The 16,555-nt window shown below is 46.1% G+C and carries 20 protein-coding genes; 2 read left to right on the forward strand and 18 right to left on the reverse strand.

Annotated features, from left to right (window positions below):
• Positions 1-364: 364 nt before the first annotated feature.
• A complete protein-coding gene (locus FS628_RS25520) occupies positions 365-1,243 on the reverse strand; it encodes a nucleotidyltransferase-like protein (RefSeq protein WP_260871189.1) in 879 nt (292 codons plus the stop codon).
• A gap of 122 nt (positions 1,244-1,365) precedes the next feature.
• Here FS628_RS25520 and FS628_RS25525 point away from each other — a divergent pair, with 122 nt between their 5' ends.
• Positions 1,366-1,746, forward strand: coding sequence for a DUF2614 family zinc ribbon-containing protein (locus FS628_RS25525; protein ID WP_145325775.1), 381 nt, complete (start codon positions 1,366-1,368; stop codon positions 1,744-1,746).
• 269 nt (positions 1,747-2,015) lie between these two features.
• Here FS628_RS25525 and FS628_RS25530 read toward each other — a convergent pair whose 3' ends face one another.
• From FS628_RS25530 to FS628_RS25610, 17 genes are all read right to left on the reverse strand, one after another.
• Complete coding sequence (locus FS628_RS25530; protein ID WP_145325776.1) at positions 2,016-3,746, reverse strand: glycosyl hydrolase family 18 protein; 1,731 nt, start codon at positions 3,744-3,746, stop codon at positions 2,016-2,018.
• Between the two features lie 117 nt (positions 3,747-3,863).
• Positions 3,864-4,286: a peroxide-responsive transcriptional repressor PerR gene (gene perR, locus FS628_RS25535; protein WP_026081471.1), complete on the reverse strand. Its 423-nt coding sequence runs from the start codon at positions 4,284-4,286 to the stop codon at positions 3,864-3,866.
• A 170-nt stretch (positions 4,287-4,456) separates the two neighbouring features.
• The gene (locus FS628_RS25540; protein ID WP_145325777.1) at positions 4,457-5,866 is read right to left on the reverse strand and encodes a DUF4097 family beta strand repeat-containing protein; all 1,410 of its coding nucleotides are present in this window, start codon (positions 5,864-5,866) and stop codon (positions 4,457-4,459) included.
• 25 nt (positions 5,867-5,891) lie between these two features.
• A complete protein-coding gene (locus FS628_RS25545; RefSeq protein ID WP_145325778.1) occupies positions 5,892-6,485 on the reverse strand; it encodes a hypothetical protein in 594 nt (197 codons plus the stop codon).
• A gap of 147 nt (positions 6,486-6,632) precedes the next feature.
• Positions 6,633-7,343, reverse strand: a complete 711-nt coding sequence (locus FS628_RS25550; protein ID WP_145325779.1) for an MgtC/SapB family protein — start codon at positions 7,341-7,343, stop codon at positions 6,633-6,635.
• A gap of 33 nt (positions 7,344-7,376) precedes the next feature.
• Complete coding sequence (locus FS628_RS25555; protein WP_145325780.1) at positions 7,377-7,838, reverse strand: GNAT family N-acetyltransferase; 462 nt, start codon at positions 7,836-7,838, stop codon at positions 7,377-7,379.
• Between the two features lie 95 nt (positions 7,839-7,933).
• A complete protein-coding gene (gatB, locus tag FS628_RS25560; protein WP_145325781.1) occupies positions 7,934-9,373 on the reverse strand; it encodes an Asp-tRNA(Asn)/Glu-tRNA(Gln) amidotransferase subunit GatB in 1,440 nt (479 codons plus the stop codon).
• Between the two features lie 26 nt (positions 9,374-9,399).
• The gene (gatA, locus tag FS628_RS25565; protein WP_145325782.1) at positions 9,400-10,857 is read right to left on the reverse strand and encodes an Asp-tRNA(Asn)/Glu-tRNA(Gln) amidotransferase subunit GatA; all 1,458 of its coding nucleotides are present in this window, start codon (positions 10,855-10,857) and stop codon (positions 9,400-9,402) included.
• Between the two features lie 27 nt (positions 10,858-10,884).
• Positions 10,885-11,172, reverse strand: a complete 288-nt coding sequence (gene gatC / locus FS628_RS25570) for an Asp-tRNA(Asn)/Glu-tRNA(Gln) amidotransferase subunit GatC (protein WP_076333553.1) — start codon at positions 11,170-11,172, stop codon at positions 10,885-10,887.
• 205 nt (positions 11,173-11,377) lie between these two features.
• Positions 11,378-11,761, reverse strand: coding sequence for a hypothetical protein (locus tag FS628_RS25575; protein WP_024631336.1), 384 nt, complete (start codon positions 11,759-11,761; stop codon positions 11,378-11,380).
• 220 nt (positions 11,762-11,981) lie between these two features.
• Entirely contained in the window at positions 11,982-12,215 is a 234-nt protein-coding gene (locus tag FS628_RS25580) for a hypothetical protein (protein WP_186327968.1), read from the reverse strand.
• On the reverse strand, positions 12,208-12,543 hold the full coding sequence (locus FS628_RS25585) for a YxlC family protein (RefSeq protein WP_145325783.1): 336 nt from the start codon (positions 12,541-12,543) through the stop codon (positions 12,208-12,210). Before FS628_RS25585 ends, FS628_RS25580 begins: the two co-directional genes overlap by 8 nt.
• Positions 12,544-12,545: 2 nt before the next feature.
• Positions 12,546-13,076 carry an RNA polymerase sigma factor SigY gene (sigY, locus tag FS628_RS25590; RefSeq protein WP_145325784.1) on the reverse strand — a complete coding sequence of 177 codons (531 nt, stop codon included), beginning with the start codon at positions 13,074-13,076 and terminating at the stop codon, positions 12,546-12,548.
• Between the two features lie 102 nt (positions 13,077-13,178).
• Positions 13,179-13,424, reverse strand: a complete 246-nt coding sequence (locus FS628_RS25595; protein ID WP_145325785.1) for a hypothetical protein — start codon at positions 13,422-13,424, stop codon at positions 13,179-13,181.
• A gap of 521 nt (positions 13,425-13,945) precedes the next feature.
• On the reverse strand, positions 13,946-14,578 hold the full coding sequence (locus FS628_RS25600) for an MBL fold metallo-hydrolase (RefSeq protein ID WP_145325786.1): 633 nt from the start codon (positions 14,576-14,578) through the stop codon (positions 13,946-13,948).
• Between the two features lie 6 nt (positions 14,579-14,584).
• Positions 14,585-15,154 carry a thioredoxin family protein gene (locus tag FS628_RS25605; protein WP_145325787.1) on the reverse strand — a complete coding sequence of 190 codons (570 nt, stop codon included), beginning with the start codon at positions 15,152-15,154 and terminating at the stop codon, positions 14,585-14,587.
• A gap of 2 nt (positions 15,155-15,156) precedes the next feature.
• Entirely contained in the window at positions 15,157-15,771 is a 615-nt protein-coding gene (locus tag FS628_RS25610; RefSeq protein ID WP_145325788.1) for a DedA family protein, read from the reverse strand.
• A 160-nt stretch (positions 15,772-15,931) separates the two neighbouring features.
• On the opposite strand from FS628_RS25610, the gene FS628_RS25615 reads away from it, so the two are divergent.
• Positions 15,932-16,279, forward strand: coding sequence for a dehydrogenase (locus FS628_RS25615; RefSeq protein ID WP_145325789.1), 348 nt, complete (start codon positions 15,932-15,934; stop codon positions 16,277-16,279).
• The last annotated feature ends 276 nt before the right edge of the window (positions 16,280-16,555 follow it).

Raw genomic sequence — 16,555 nt, forward strand, 5'->3', positions numbered from 1 at the left:
TTCGCGTTTCATTCTGCAAGCAGAATGTTTACTCACTCGTTGTTCAGTTTTCAAAGATCAAACACGATTTGTTTTACTCATTTTTCGTCTCAACCAAGTTTCGGCGGCGACTTAAATAATGTAACACATTTCGTTTGTTTTCGTCAAGAACTTTTTTTAATTTCTTTTTTTGAAGCTTTAGTTCTTCACTTTTCCTCTAAAGATTTTATCGTTTGTTGGCGATTAGCTCGTTTGAGGAACGAAATATAATGTATCACATATCGCGAATGAGAGTCAACATTTTTTTATAAATTATTAAACAAACAAAAAAGGAAGGTTTCCCCTCCCTTATGTGATGAATATAGTATCAGTCTTCTAGATGAGGTTATGACTCAATCCAATACCGAATGTCCCGGCCCTCTCCTTCGATTGATGGCCATCCTGCCGATTCTTTTACAATAGAACGAAAGACCAGCTTACGCAGAACCAACGGCAGATCCTCTCTAACAAATCTTAACTGGGGATGATGAACAAGCTCATTCATGCTCCACGGCTCCTTGCGACTTCTTAACACACGGAGTAGAAGCTCTGAACATTCACTCATTTTGGACATTACGGAGAACTCACAGGCAAGCAATACAAGCTCTACTCGCTGCTCCAGCGTCTCCGAGCTTACGGTAAGCTCCTGATATAGCTTCCATAAAGCGCGGTCCAGATTCTGCACATGTGTCCATACCGCATGATCCGGGTATATCCCCTGTTCAATCAACACAATTCGTGCCCAGTTCCCCAAAGCCTCTAATACATTGTAGTAGGCGTCTACCACATGACCTTCCTGGATATGACGCTTGGCCTCGACATACATTCTCAAGAAACTGGTGAATTCGTGCAGAAGCTTCTGCTCACGCAATTCTGTACCAAAAGCAGACAATTCTTCTCGCAAATCACTTAATGCGCTGTCTGCTTCCCAGATGATCTCACCTTCAATCAGACACTGGGTGAGGTTATTATGATTACCGGTAATTACACTGCTCTGTACTTCATGACGGCTGGCATAGATCATTTGATAACGAAGATCACCATATCTGTAATGTCCCACCGTCGATGTCAATTGGTCATCGTTATGAACAACAAGTACTAATAATTCAAAATCTTGAACTAGGGAGCCGTGGAATCGCTCTCCCGGGTGGGAATAAGCGATAGCCCCAACTGCCCCCGTCTCTTCCGACTGTTCGGACAAAAAAGCAAGGTTCTTTAATTCCACGATTCCCTCCATACAATTCATGGCAGATAAGCGCCAAGTCAGTTATAATGTAATTCTACATCCAGACTAAAGTTTCCTTCTTTTCCAGGTCCGTTACTACTCATACGATAGGAGCATTTTTCATGATTTTTAAATCAGCAAAAATTAATGCTTTTCGCACTTGGGGATTACTGCTGACCATGCTGGGTATGGGCCTAATGATACTGGGGACAGCCGGGATTGTATTCTGGGGACATGCAGGCAAAGTATTCGCAGCTGTTGGACTCGTCATCGGACTGATTGCCATGATGGCCAGTCTGGCCATCTATTTCTGGGCTGGCATACTCTCCACCAGCGCAGTACAAGTCGACTGCCCGGAATGCGGGAAGTTAACCAAAATGCTTGGCAAAACGGATCGATGCATGTTCTGTCATACCATCCTCACCCTGGATCCTAATAAGGCTAATATGACCAGTCAACAACTGAAAGCGCCTTCTACAACAGTCCCCCCCACCGATGGATAGTACAAATTGATCTTCAACCGCCCGATGTCTTTCACCTTAATTTCATCCAAGAACAAAAAAAGGCCCGGTATGTCTACCGGACCTTTTTTGGCTTGGCTTATAAGTGTAACCCTTGTAAATGTTATGACAAGTTAAAATACGAAGTTAAGTTATAAGTCCTACAGCTACTAAAATGATAGATTGCATGTAAGCTGGTATCGAACGGGAGCAACTTTTGGCTCTGCGAAGCAAAACAAGCAAAGTGATCCGTCGAACCCGGAGCAAGTTAATTATTTCTGGTAACCGGCTTGCTTTAATACCTCCCAGGCAGAAGCATTAGCAAAGCTCCGATTCCACGCAGCTACTCCGCCCAGTTTCAACGAAGCAATCAAATCCACACGCGCCTGCAGGGACACGGCATCTTCGATCCATATTTTCTTGGTAGCTCCATCTTCCTCATATTCCACATAGTTCTGTCCACTTGCCTGATCCAGTTCGGGTTTGAGTTTCTTTTCTTGGATGAGTTCCACAATGGTATTCATGCCTACCGCTTTGGAAGACACCTTAACCTCGCCTTGATCATCCGTCTCTTCCGTCCAGATCCGTGTGTAGAGCGGAACCGCCATAATCAACTTGTTAGAAGGTACTTCATCCTCCTCAAGTATGCGTCTCATGGAAGCCTCGGTCCACGGCAGAGATGCTACCGAACCTGCCTTGGGACTGGCCGCCCAATGTTCATCATAAGCCATCACAATAACATAGTCTGCAAAAGAACCTAAAGCGCGGCGATCCAGAAAGGCTGACCACATCTCGCTGTTCGATTTTGGTGTCACATCAACGGATAACATTAATCCATGTATGCGCGCCATCGCCTTGATCTCGCGTACAAATTGCGTAATATTCGGCCCGTCATCTGTGTACACGTTCTCAAAGTCGATGTTGATACCATCCAATTGATATGTCTGTGCATACTCTAGCATCTGCTCGATAATATGAGTGCGTGTCTTGTAAGAAGCGACGGCTTCTTTTGTAATGTCGGGATCAAAGCTGTTATCCATTAACCCCCATACTTCCATGCCGGAACGATGAGCCCAGTTTACATAAGCCTGGTTTCCCTTACTTTTCACAGTGCCCTGTCCATCTGTAATGTGGAACCATGTGGGGCTGACCACATTTACACCCGGCATTTTACCAATAGAGCTTACATCAGGCTGACGATTGTACACAGCTTCCCAAACCAGGTTGACCGGTTTATTCTGCCACTTCTTCTCAGCTGCAGTCAGCGTGTACTTGGGCATGTCCACCTTCTTTTTCTCGGTGAGCGCGATATAATCATTATCAACATATCCGGCATAACCATTATCGAGTTGAACAAAACTCTGGTCATCACCCGTCTGCCATACACGTACCCGTGCATTCTTATCCATCTCAGCAATGATTGGTGAGGATTCTCCCCCACGTTTATATAGCGGTACTGTCTTGTCTTCTTTGGATGACAACGTATCAATCGCTGCATATTGTATCGTGTCTCCTCCACGCATCAGCAGCACAGCACCTGTTACCGCATCTTCCTGTATGGTTATGCCGTATACTTCTTTCAATGGTTTGAGCGGAATGTACGCTTCTCCGTCCTTAACCTCCGGCTTAACCGTCATAGGATAGTCCTTGTGATTAAGTTCTGCTTGTGTGCTGCCCTCCTTCATATGAAGGACACGCTGAGGGGAGGCAATAATGATATCTCCAGACTCTGGTTCATAACGTATACCCGCATCAACCGCCTCTTGCAGCACCTTAACAGGTAACTTGAGTTGATCCCCTGTACCCGAAGCGTCTCCGTCCATCAGTTGCCCATCCACAAAAATAGGCTGACTTCTTCCTACCCAATCCGGGTCTTCATGGGTCTGGTTCAACCATACATTCGTTATAAGCCAGTAGGCACCCCCGGCGATCAGACAAGCTCCGAGAAAACCGGGCCAAAATGAACGTCGCTTCTGACGTGTATATCTGCTTTTTCTACCCAAACGTCTACCTCCGTTAATTATGCTGAATCATAAGAATGTGCGCATAAGTTGTTTATAAAAAAAACGTGTAGAATCCATACTCTGAATTCTACACGTTAATATTGTAATTCAACTCTCTTAATCCCTGCAACTTTTACAAACGCCATATACTTCCAATCGGTGACCATGTACTTCAAAACCCGTACTAGACTCCGCTTGAAGTTCTACACTTTTGAGTGAAGGATAGCTGAAGTCTTCAATCTTGCCGCATTGATCACAGATAACATGATAATGATCCGTCACATTGGCATCGAAGCGGCTTGAATTATCTCCGTATGTCAATTCCCGGACCATGCCAGCTTCCAGAAACATCTTCAAATTGTTATATACCGTCGCCACGCTCATACTGGGAAATTGGGGTTCAAGCGCTCGGTAAATTTCATCGGCTGTCGGATGCCCCATGGATTCCATCAGATAGTTCAATATGGCATGACGCTGGGGTGTAATACGGACACCGGTCGTTTTCAGATGCTCCAACGCATGTTGGACACGTGTTGCCATAAAACCCACCGCCTTACCTTTCATTCATTCTCTGGTGAAGAGTGAGTACTGTCTCCTCGTACAGAGTTGATTCCCGGCCATTAACAACGACACCCCATCTATCGTGTCGTGTAATCTTGCCAGTGTACATTTATTTTACGGCGATTACAAGTTTATTGTCAACGCGGTGGTCAAGGAACCTCTGTAGAATCCTCCTGGGAATTTGCTCCGTCTTCGGTTGTCTGTTCCAGATTCTCAGGCGCATCTTCAGACTCCGGTGTAACTTTTTCTGGCGTAGACACGGCCGGGTTGCTCTGAATGGTGAGATCACTGTTGCCTTCAATTTTCACCCTGTACTCACCCTCCCCGAGCTGGCCTTCTATGGTTTTGTTCTGGACTTTGAAAGGCAAATCAGTGCTTAAATCTCCATAACTGCTGGAACCAGAAAGACTATAGTCCCCCCGATCAGGGAGCAGCACGTTAATGGCACCTACAGCACTGTACACATCCCAGTCTCCTCCGACTTTGGCAGATACGATGTTAATACTGCCATTGAGCGATTGAGCCTTGATTCCCAGATTGGCTCCATCCAGCGTAATATTGCCGTTACGTGTCTCTGCCGTGAATTCGCCAACGGAGTCTGCGATACTGATACTTCCCACTTGTGTGGTCAGATCGACATCTCCTGAAACACCGCGAGCCTTCATGTCTCCACGGTTACTGTCCAGATCTACATTACCAATGGCGTTGGCCACAATGACATCTCCGTTCAACGTTTTCCCCGAGATATCTCCCACGGCATTGGTAATCCGGATTCGTCCGTTCCCCGTTTCAGCTAATATAGTACTGATCGCTTCCGGACGATTTAATAATATGGCTCCATTGGAAGTTCGAATATCCAAATTAAAGCGACGATCATCCGGAATCGTAATAGTCATATTCATCCGTGGCTGTGTTTTTTCATTTTCTCCATACGTCTTGCCTGTAGCCTTGATATGAATTACTTTCGTTCCATCCGTCTCCACAAAAGAGGCATCCGCTACGGCTTTCGCCTGCACCTCCGTCGTCTGATCCACCCAGATAACCGTTCGTACTTCAATCTCCTCTGTGTCTCCCCGTTGTACCGAGATATCTCCGTTCACACCTTCAACCACCAGATCTGAAGTATCCATACCAACAGGTACACGGATCGTGCCCTTATCTTCCATATATCCTGCAGCTTGACTGTAGTCCATGGAAGCCGCTCCAAGATTTAGACTCACTCTATTCCATAAGTGCATGTAGTGATCCTGTTCCGTAACAATAAATACAGAAGCCGCCAAAATCAACGAGGTCAGAATGCCTTTGGCATCGGGTCTAAAACGTACTTTTATGGGTTCATCGGGATTGTCTGAATTAACGGATTGCACTTTTTTTCTTCTACGTGTCCACAAGAACAGCACAATATATTCCACGCCTAAAACAACGAGTAAAAATGGCCACCAGTCCACCATCTCATATACATAGTCAGTTCCCCACCGTTTATCCAAAATCAACAGCACACCAACCGCTATGATTAAGGCGGCAGCCGTATAGCGGCCAACCCGGACTTTACGGTTCATCAGGTTCCCCCCTTTATCGTATCGACTACAATTTTTTCTTGTTCAACATAACCCAAAACTCACGCCCGAACAGAAGCAATCCTCCTACAATCATAAGAATCGCAAATGAATATCCACCGTACATGGCAAGAATCTCCTGGAACCAGCGTGGTTTACGGAAAAACAGTACCATCAAAGACCCTCCCACAATCAGGAGCAACCCAAACGATATGCCTCTCTCCCAGACCATCATTGCCTCTCGTGTAGAACGTTCATTGGATACCGGCTTGTCCAAAGTTCCCTGGGTTACTGCTCTCCGTCTGCGCATCATGACCCAATCTGCAGATTGCAGCACATCATATACATTGTAAAAGTAAATAACCGGGATACACAAAGCAAGCAAGATAAGCAATGGCACATTGATCTGTATTCCAATGGATGAGAAGTACAACACTGCTGACAGATCAAGCAAAACCAGCAGCATAAAGGTCAAACCTCGCATGTACAATCTCAGATAAATATGACCAAGCCCAGGAATAATGGCACTAAGTAATCCCGCAATAAACTTGTGAGTCCGATTTCTGACCGGTTTGGCCTGAACTGTACGGGTCTTTTTGTTCAATTGACGTCTCCGCTTCATAACATACTCCTCTCTTCTGATCCGACCTTCCGCTCTTCATGCATTTGGTTAGATAGTACCCTAAAGAGCAAGGAGAGTAACTGGAAGAAATATGGATATGACCAAAAACCCTCCGGCACTACTGGCCTGTGGAGGGTTGTAATTCATTTATTCGATCGAAACTTTGGTCACGTGTTCCCACTGCCTTAACTTAGATACAAGCCCTACTGTTTCGAAATCATGCGGTACCTGGACATGCAGCACAATCTCAATTTTGCGTTCAACCGATATCATCTCTGCAAATGCCAGGTCTTGTTCATTCACAGTAATTTTACGGATCTTGATCTTCTCCTGCTCCATACATGAAGACAGTTGTTCCAGAAAACCGGGTTCTGACAACGTATGAAGTGTAACGACATGCATCTTGTTCCCTCGTAAATACCTCAGCTCCAGTTTGTTAAATACCCAGAGATTAAGCAATACCAGGACGGTGGATACGATCGATGCAAAAAAGAATCCCGCACCTGCTGCGAGCCCAATAGCTGCAACAACCCAGATCGAAGCTGCCGTAGTCAATCCGGTGATGGATTTTCCAGTGAAGAGAATTGTCCCTGCTCCCAGGAATCCGACACCAGTAATTACAGCTGTAGCCAGACGGGCTGGGTCGATCCTTACATTTAATTCATTAGCAAAATCTTTAAAGCCATAAACAGACAACATCATAATCAGTGCAGAGCCCAGACAGACCAAAATATGGGTACGCAAACCAGCAGCATGATTGGACCGTTCCCGCTCCAGGCCTACGAGCCCTCCAAGCAGCATAGCCAGTAATAATCGTAATAAAATGTGCCACTCATCAATGAACCAGGGATCGCCCAAAGTCGGTATTCCTCCTCCAAGTTGTTAACGTTATTAAAGTTTATTCTTGTGAAAAGTCGTTAATTCCACTCCAGGTGCAATCTGTGTGACTTCCACGGGTTTGAAACCAAATTTGGTGTACAGTTTCACAGCGGGTTGATTCAGCGTTCCTGTGGAGACGATATAACGCGGAAGATCTGCATGCTGTTCCAAGACATGCGTCATTAAAGATGCAGCGATTCCCTTGCGAAAGTGATCCGGGTGCACCATCATTCGTGTAATGGTCAGTGTGTTCTCCTCTTCCTCCGCTACAGCGACAGCCCCGATAAGTTCTCCGTCATCATGGACACCATAAAAGTGCTCTCCGCAATCCCGAAGTGTCTCCATCGTATCCATCAAAGGAGGAATCTCCTGAAATCCGATGATTTCAGCTTCCAATCGATAGGCCATATGTTGAAGTCTCCATAACTGTCCCAACGTCTCCAGATCACGTAATGACAATGATTGAATGTTCATATCCGTTCCCCCGTCTGAATTACTTTCGTCTCTTTCATAACAAAAAGAGGCTGTCACAGGGACGAGCCTCTTTCTGTCCGGCCTCACCGGAAGGATTAGCGGTTCAGTACATCTGCAAGCAGTTGGTTGGCGAGGGCGGGATTCGCCTTGCCTTTACTTTCTTTCATAACTTGACCAACGAGGAAACCAATGGCTTTCTGTTTACCAGCCTTATAATCTTCCACAGATTGAGGATTGTTCGCCACAACCTGCTCAACGATGGCTAGAATGGCACCTTCATCACTAATCTGCACAAGACCCTTCTCTTCAACGATCTGCTGTGGAAGCTTGCCGCTCTCCAGCATTTCTTTGAATACCGTTTTGGCGATTTTACTGTTAATGGTGCCCTTCTCAAGCAGTCCGATCATCTCACCCAAACCTTGACCCGTTAATGGAACCTGAGTCACCTCGAGGTTGCTCGTATTCAGGTAACCCAGTAAGTCGCCCATAATCCAGTTGGATACGGATTTGGCATCCTCAGTGAATTTCAGGCTATCCTCAAAAAGATCAGCAATAGCTTTTGATGAAGTAATAACCTCTGCATCATAACTAGGCAATCCGTAATCAGCCGTGTAACGAGCCTTACGTTCGTCCGGAAGCTCAGGTATGGTAGCCTTGATCCGCTCTTTCCAGTCCGCATCAATATGCAGCTTCACGAGATCCGGGTCCGGGAAATAACGGTAGTCATGCGCCTGTTCCTTGCCACGCATCGACAGTGTTTTTCCTTGAGCTTCGTCCCAACGACGTGTCTCCTGAACCACTTCACCGCCATCATCCAGAATTTCAGCCTGACGATACTGTTCATATTCCAGACCACGCTGCACACCACGGAAGGAGTTCATGTTTTTCAGCTCGGCTCTTGTTCCCAGCTTCTCCTGACCATGTGGACGCAAACTGATGTTGGCGTCACAACGCAGTGAACCTTCTTCCATCTTCACATCCGACACATCACAGTACTGCATGATTGCACGCAATTTTTCGAGATACGCACGTGCCTCTTCCGGAGAAGAAATCTCAGGCTCGGATACGATCTCCACGAGTGGGGTGCCGACACGGTTGAAGTCCACCAAAGACGCGTACCCACCATCGATATGTGTGAGCTTCCCTGCATCTTCTTCCAAGTGAAGACGCGTGATGCCGATTCGTTTCGTTTCACCATTCACTTCGATATCAATCCAGCCGTTCTCACCGATCGGTTGATCGAATTGCGAGATCTGGTAGGCTTTTGGTGAATCGGGGTAAAAGTAGTTTTTACGGTCAAACTTGCTGACATCAGCAATCGTACAATTCAGGGCCATCGCTGCCTTCATCGCATAGTCTACAGCTTGACGATTCAGTACAGGCAATACGCCCGGATGCCCAAGGCAGACCGGACAGGTATGCGTATTCGGCGGAGCTCCAAAAGCTGTGGAGCAACCACAGAAAATTTTGGAGTTCGTGTGCAACTCCACGTGGACCTCAAGTCCAACGACCGTTTCATATTTAGATGCGGACATTTCTATATTCCTCCGTTCCGGGCAGTCTACAGCTGCGGACGCTGCTTGTGGAATTCTGTATTTTGTTCAAACGCATGCGCTACACGCAATACGGTCGTTTCATCAAATGCTTTACCGATAATCTGCAGGCCTACTGGCAATCCTTCCGAGAATCCACATGGAATACTAACAGCAGGTACACCAGCCAGGTTGACCGGAATCGTCAAAATATCGTTCAGATACATCGTAAGTGGATCATCCACCTGTGACCCCAGTTTGAACGCCGTTGTTGGCGCAGTTGGTCCGATAATGACATCATATTTGGCAAATACATTGTCGAAATCCTGTTTGATCAATGTACGAACTTTCTGTGCTTTCAGATAATAGGCATCATAGTAACCCGAGCTGAGTGCATACGTTCCAAGCATTATGCGTCGTTTCACTTCAGGACCAAAGCCTTGACTGCGGGATTGATGATACAGATCCAACAAGTTGTCCGGATTGTCTGCACGCACGCCATAACGTACACCATCAAATCGAGCCAGGTTCGAAGAAGCTTCCGAAGAAGCAAGCAGGTAATACGTAGCTACCGCATATTCGGTATGCGGAAGGGATACTTCTTCCCATGTTGCCCCGAGTCCTTCGAGAACTTTCAATGCAGACAGAACTGTCTCTTTCACTTGTGGATCGACGCCTTCACCGATATATTCTTTCGGAACGGCAATACGAAGTCCTTTGACATCACCTGTCAGTCCGCTCAAATAATCGGGAATCTCCACTTTTGCAGATGTCGAATCTTTGCCATCATAACCAGCAATGGCTTGCAATACATAGGCAGAATCTTCAACATTTTTCGTCAAAGGTCCAATCTGATCCAGGGATGAAGCAAATGCCACAAGACCAAAGCGGGAAATAAGTCCATAGGTCGGCTTCAATCCAACAACACCGCAATACGAAGCAGGCTGTCTGATGGAGCCACCTGTGTCTGATCCGAGTGTAAAGTATGCTTCTCCCGCAGCCACAGCTGCTGCAGAACCACCACTGGAGCCTCCTGGAACACGATCAAGTGCCCATGGATTACGTACAGGGGAGAAACTTGAATTCTCATTGGAGCCGCCCATGGCGAATTCGTCCATGTTGAGTTTACCAATAGTTACGGTATCCGCAGCTTTCAATTTCTCGACAACTGTCGCATCATACACCGGGTCGAAATTACGAAGAAACTGGCTACCACACGTCGTGCGCAGTCCGTTTGTAACGATGTTATCCTTAATGCCTACAGGCAGGCCGAAAAGCAAACCTTTCTCCTCGCCGCTAACCAGACGGTCATCCAGTTGACGTGCACGAGCGCGTGCTTGTTCTTCATCCAGTGCCAAATATGCCTTAACTTTATCATCATGCGCGCCAATGTTCTGATACGCCTGATCCACCAGATCGCTGACCGACAGCTCTTTGGCATGCAGCTTGTTATGTAACTCAGGCAACGATTGTTCAAATAAACTCACTGTTTTTGTCCTCCTTCCGGTTATCCGTTATTCCATTACAGCAGGCACTTTAAACTGCCCGTCTTCTTCTTCCGGTGCATTGCGCATCACCTGTTCAATCGACAGGCTTTCTTTGGTCTCATCATCACGCATAACATTGCTTACGTGCAGAACGTGAGTGGTGGGTTCGATGTCTTCTGTATCCAGCTCATTCAGCTTTTCTGCATATTTTAAAATCGCGTTCAGCTGACCTGTCAGGGTCTGTTCTTCTTCAGCAGTCAAGTTGAGCCGGGCCAGCTTGGCCACATGCTGAACGTCATTATTCGAAATACTCATTAGCGGATGCCTCCTTCATTCGTTCTGATTCCCGAAACGACCTGAAACGAATCGCTCGTTTAACGGGCTAAAGTCTCAAGATAACTTTTTTCATTATAGGTGAGATAGTTCGACAATTCAATGCAAATGACCTGACAGGCTTCCGGGAAGCTGAAATCAAACTTATAAAATAAAAAAGAGCCGGCATCAGCCGACTCTTAAAATTCTAAATCCATGCACGCAGATTAACCTGCTTTATAAAATCCGCCTGTGACATAACATCGTTCGCGGTTTCCTCTTCCTCTTCCACAGCTTGAAAATCTCCGTTCATCAGATGATGAAACAGCTTCTCATTGTGTGTCGCAAGGGCGTAATCTATCAACGCTTCTCGCTCGACCCGCTCAGCTTCCTGCTTCAGCAGAACCTCTTCCAGATCGACGTCGCCGGATGGAACAAAAAAGTTCCGGTTCACCTGCGGCACTCGAAGCACGTAATCGAACGCATTGTCCGGATTCCGGTCATAAGCGATGATGAAACCATATTCCCCCACAGGAAGATTCTGCTCAAACGCATCCGCGACGATGACAACCTTCTCTCCTAATCGCAGCATCGTCTAACCTCCTGGTAGTCTATCATTAATATTTATCTGTATAGTCTACTAGAAAAGAATAACGATGTCTAGGAATACTAGAATTAAACAACATATTTGTGCAAAATCTTTTTTCTCTGCATTAGTACGTGTTTAAAAAGAACGGTATTCGGTACCGAGAAGATGGGATGAAGTTAGAAATGGAGTAGCGGACTTTTTTAAACAACCTCTATTAAAACAATCATATTTTCTTGTTTTGTGTGCCTGGCTTGCGTTGTGATCGAATCACGACGAACCAGTATATGATGAGCGGCGTGGGAAATCCGGTGATCCCCCATAATCCCCATAACCAGGGGAAACGTCCACGTTTGCGTGCGTCCTGAAAGATCCATGTGCCCTGAACCAGAAGAAAAATGCCAAGCAATGTAAGCCACAGTGGAGAAACCTCATCCAATGAATAATGCATTTTATTCATGACGAACCTCCTTCCGGCGCCGTCCTGCCCAGATCACAGCCAAAATCACCGCAACAGCTGTACCAAGAGCCTGGATTCCCAAATATAGAGCTGGAGCAGATACAAAAAATAATGCCCCGAACGTAATGACAAGCAATCCAACCAACCAGAAACATATCATCTCGATCCAATTGGCTCGACGTCTAATCTGTTTCCGTTCCCTCACTTGGGCTTCAAGTGAACCCAAGGAAGGAATACTTGTCGGCTCAAATGCATCATCCAGCACTTTCATGTGTTGCTGCAATCGTTCTACAACTTCTTGTTCTTGTGCATCATCTGATCTGCCCATCCTTATTCCAGCTCCTTTCTTAACTGACGGAGACCATAAGCTGTGCGTGACTTCACCGTTCCGGCAGGAATAGCCAACATTTCCCCGATCTCGTCATACCCGTATCCATAATAATGCTTCAGTAGCACTGCAACACGATGTTCGGGTGTCAGTCTTGTCATCGCATCCATGACATCTGTCCATTCTTCATTCCGAGTCTCAAGCTGCCAGCGGAATCGACGTACAGCCTGATCCCGGATGAGAGCAAGCCAGTTCTGTTCTCTCTTCTTACGTCTTGTCTTATCGATATAGATGCGGGTCGCAATGGTGATCATCCATGATGAAAAGGCAGACGTGCCATCATATCGATGGATATTTTCCATACAACGAATCATCGTATCCTGCACCGTCTCTTCTGCGAGGTTAGCGTCCATTGTCACTTTGACAAGATACTTATACACAAAAGTGTAGTGACGTTGCAACAACGCTGCGAGTGCGCTATCGTCCCCCGATACTGCTCTGCGTACCTCTTCAAGCTCAGCTGTCTTTATCATGAAAATCACCTGCTTCCCGTTCAATCTGGAGTTAATACGACAGTCTCTGCAGAAACGTTCAATGGAATCAAAAAAAATTAAACCCGACAATTTCCCGGGCAATCAGACTTGATTCCGGTAATCTTGCAGTTTGTCGAACCACGGTTGGTTGCAGGCTCCGTTTCTTAGTACACGGCTTGTCCATATATTCTGCTGAGGCTTGATCACTTCATTGGTCACGCTAGGATTATGTATTAAAGCTCGGTTAGTACCTGTTTCTCTTTTTCCACTATCCAACATGCGACGGTTTTCTTCAATAATCGGATACTCGACACGCTGTCCCAACGGAATGACTCTTGTTTTCTCCACTCTGATCTTCCCCGCTCTCTTGATCTATATAAGTTGAACTAAAGATTATTTACACTGACACTACGATGACAGAATAACCTTCCAATCGCTGTTATCCCCAGATTTTTTGATTCCCTTTTCTTAAAGGGAAAATCCGGTGATAAAGGCGAACGCTTCGCTTTTTAAGGTTTTTTCTGTCCTCTCCGTTATCCTGTAAATGATTAGTTCAACTTATATACTATTTTCTTAAATTTATTATTTCTAAATCAATCTGTACTTGCTATTGGTCTCAAACTGGATTGTTATGAAGCGTGTCATGCATTTCTATGTAGGGTAAATCTGGCTGATTCTGCGATAAAAAAACGGCTGAAAATAAAAAAAGAACGCAAACCGGGTATAGACCACAGTCTGCGTGCTTCGCGAGGTTGGGTGTTTCTTGGTAATGCTTCAGTTAGATGATGCCTTAACGCTTGTAACAACTAATTGCTATTCTAATGAAAAAGTTGTCACTTGTCCAGACTTTCTTCACATATCCTGTCGGATTATCTTGCGGACACGTAAGGATTGTTCTGTTTCTCATAACCAATGGTCGTTTTGGGTCCATGACCTGGATACACTTTCACTTCATCTGCAAAGGTGTAAAGCTTGTTCTGGATCGAATCGATCAGATCCCGTTCACGCCCTCCGGTCAGGTCCGTTCTGCCCACACCCATGCGGAACAGCACATCACCGGCAAACAGGTCATTACCACAAAGCAGACTTACACTTCCTGGTGAGTGTCCAGGTGTATGGAACACTTTAAACGTATGACCAATCAGATTCAGCTTCTGTCCTTCGTCCATGGCATATTCGGCAGGCTCTGTCGAAAGCGGCGGTGTCGCCTGCGGCCAATTCAAAGATCCATTTAATTTTGGGGTTGTGAGCCAGTCACTCTCCAAATCATGAAGATACACAGGACATCCCTTCAATTGACGGATCTCATCTACCCCACCCATATGATCAAAGTGAGCATGAGTCAGGAGAATGGCTTCGATCTCCAAGTCTTGGATCGCCTTAAGCAGCGGCCCTGGATTCATGCCCGGATCGATAATGACTGCTTTACTCGGATCATCTCCTTGCAGGAGATACGCATTGGTTTGAAGCGGGCCTAGTGTAAACGTACGAATGTTAAGCATATCGACTTAGTAACCCGAAATCAGTTCACGCAACTCACGGATAATGACTGCATGTGACTCCGTTCCTTCCCCATAACGTTTGCCTATCTCTTGACGCGCTACAGCTAAATTTTCTTGATAGTCTGCTGCTTCACGATCCGGATTAAGGCGTTTGAATTCAATCATAACTTCCTGTACATGCTGCGGACGAGGTCCCCACTGACCCAACACGTGGCCGCCTGTATCGGCGAAAATAACGACTGGCACGGAGCGTCCACCCATCGTCAGGAACTCATCCATCACTTCCGGATGGTTCTCCATAATCAGAACTTCTGTTGGGATTCCTGAGATTTCAAGCGCCTGGAACACAACCGGAATATTACGTACAACATCCCCGCACCAGTCAGCAGCCAGAATTAACACACGCAGATCGTCGCGATGGTTCAGGCTCTCAAAGAACTCACGATCCTCTTCATTCGACCATGTAAAGCTATCATAGTTGGCCTGAAATTCACTCTGGTTCTTGGTCATACTCTCGATGAAATCCTTCGGTGGCAGACCTTTACCGAATTTGTGAGACAAGTTGGGTTTACCCATGACTAGACACTTCCTTTCTTTTTACGAGCATTCATCCATTTAATAAGTACATAAACAATCATAAGGGCTAGAGCGACCAACAAAATAGGCATAACATATGGTGCTGCTTTCTCATCAATGTGCTTCCATTGATCTCCAAGAATCATCCCTAAATATATAAACAATGCAGTCCAAGGTATAACAGCGAGTGTAGTAAGCAAGATGAATTTGCCTGCGTGCATTTTCGTGATGCCAGCCGGGATGGAGATTGCATGTCGTACCACCGGGACAAAACGAGCCGTGAAAATGACACCTGTACCATACTTGCGGAACCACTCTTCGGAATGGTCGATGTGTTTTTTCTGGATGAGTATGTATTTACCGTAGCGTTCAAGTACAGGTCTACCGCCATAACGGCCAATCCAGTAAATAAATAATTGGGCAATCACACCGCCCACTGTTCCGAAAATCATAGCACCGAAAAAGTTGATATTACCTTGTGAAACGAGAAAACCTCCATACGCCAGCACAATTTCGCTCGGGATGACTTCCATCATTAATCCAAGCATGATTCCAAAGTATCCGAGACTTTGAATCCAATCGAACAATTGGCCGACAAGGTTATGAATAAAGTCCATCTCAACCCTCTTTCTCCATCCTGATTGGCGGTGCCCCTCCGCACCATGGATGTTCGTCCCTATTTTATCACAGGGCTGTGGACGTTGCTACTTCACAAGCCTGGGATAGTGTCCCGTTTGCAGCGTTTCGCATATGGTATGGGGAGAGGAGCGTGAGAAGATGTCACACAAGTCAATACCCGGTTCTCCACCGGTCAAACATACGCAATCTGGTCAAAATCTTCCTTCCGCCAGGGGAATTCGCCGGGCATGCAGCAAGGAACTGTACCGCACAGCCAAACGGCTGAAGGTGTACGTCTCCCCCGAACGAATGAAGCAGGCGGAAGAATGTTATTACCGTAAGGTAATTGCCAACCTGCTCTGGATCGGGGAAAATCGCGACAACCGCAAAAAATTATGTGAGTGGTGGAACACGGATGTCAGTGCAGAGATTGCTGCGCTATGGGAAGTGGATGTTGAACCATTAAAAGATGCATTTCAGCATGCATTTGGCGGGTATCGACTGTAAATATGTAGAAATGAAAAGCTTCGCTCTGAGGGCAATTCGGGGTCGTCCTCTGGCTTGCGGTTGAGCAGAGCGTGGAGCCGACCTCCGCAGTTGGCATGAACAAAAACAGCGAGTAATTTGTTATGCTCAAGCCCACGAGCGGTAACGAATCTGAGGCGTCTTATTCAAGGGTTTGAAGCACTGTTAGAGATCTAAGGAATCTGAGACACGCTAAATCGGAATTTCCAGCCTTTTATCGCGTTTTTTCAGAGGATTTTGGGAAATAACGTGTCTGAT

The sequence above is a fragment of the Paenibacillus xylanexedens genome, from assembly GCF_007676705.1.
Classification (GTDB): Bacteria; Bacillota; Bacilli; order Paenibacillales; family Paenibacillaceae; genus Paenibacillus; species Paenibacillus xylanexedens_C.

Excerpts from the sequence above, each read along its gene's own strand:
- FS628_RS25525 (WP_145325775.1), top strand. The coding sequence starts at position 1,366 with ATGATTTTTAAATCAGCAAAAATTAATGCTTTTCGCACTTGGGGATTA.
- perR (WP_026081471.1), bottom strand. The coding sequence starts at position 4,286 with ATGGCAACACGTGTCCAACATGCGTTGGAGCATCTGAAAACGACCGGT.
- FS628_RS25540 (WP_145325777.1), bottom strand. The coding sequence starts at position 5,866 with ATGAACCGTAAAGTCCGGGTTGGCCGCTATACGGCTGCCGCCTTAATC.
- FS628_RS25545 (WP_145325778.1), bottom strand. The coding sequence starts at position 6,485 with ATGAAGCGGAGACGTCAATTGAACAAAAAGACCCGTACAGTTCAGGCC.
- FS628_RS25555 (WP_145325780.1), bottom strand. The coding sequence starts at position 7,838 with ATGAACATTCAATCATTGTCATTACGTGATCTGGAGACGTTGGGACAG.
- gatB (WP_145325781.1), bottom strand. The coding sequence starts at position 9,373 with ATGTCCGCATCTAAATATGAAACGGTCGTTGGACTTGAGGTCCACGTG.
- gatC (WP_076333553.1), bottom strand. The coding sequence starts at position 11,172 with ATGAGTATTTCGAATAATGACGTTCAGCATGTGGCCAAGCTGGCCCGG.
- FS628_RS25575 (WP_024631336.1), bottom strand. The coding sequence starts at position 11,761 with ATGCTGCGATTAGGAGAGAAGGTTGTCATCGTCGCGGATGCGTTTGAG.
- FS628_RS25580 (WP_186327968.1), bottom strand. The coding sequence starts at position 12,215 with ATGAATAAAATGCATTATTCATTGGATGAGGTTTCTCCACTGTGGCTT.
- FS628_RS25585 (WP_145325783.1), bottom strand. The coding sequence starts at position 12,543 with ATGGGCAGATCAGATGATGCACAAGAACAAGAAGTTGTAGAACGATTG.
- sigY (WP_145325784.1), bottom strand. The coding sequence starts at position 13,076 with ATGATAAAGACAGCTGAGCTTGAAGAGGTACGCAGAGCAGTATCGGGG.
- FS628_RS25600 (WP_145325786.1), bottom strand. The coding sequence starts at position 14,578 with ATGCTTAACATTCGTACGTTTACACTAGGCCCGCTTCAAACCAATGCG.
- FS628_RS25605 (WP_145325787.1), bottom strand. The coding sequence starts at position 15,154 with ATGGGTAAACCCAACTTGTCTCACAAATTCGGTAAAGGTCTGCCACCG.
- FS628_RS25610 (WP_145325788.1), bottom strand. The coding sequence starts at position 15,771 with ATGGACTTTATTCATAACCTTGTCGGCCAATTGTTCGATTGGATTCAA.
- FS628_RS25615 (WP_145325789.1), top strand. The coding sequence starts at position 15,932 with ATGTCACACAAGTCAATACCCGGTTCTCCACCGGTCAAACATACGCAA.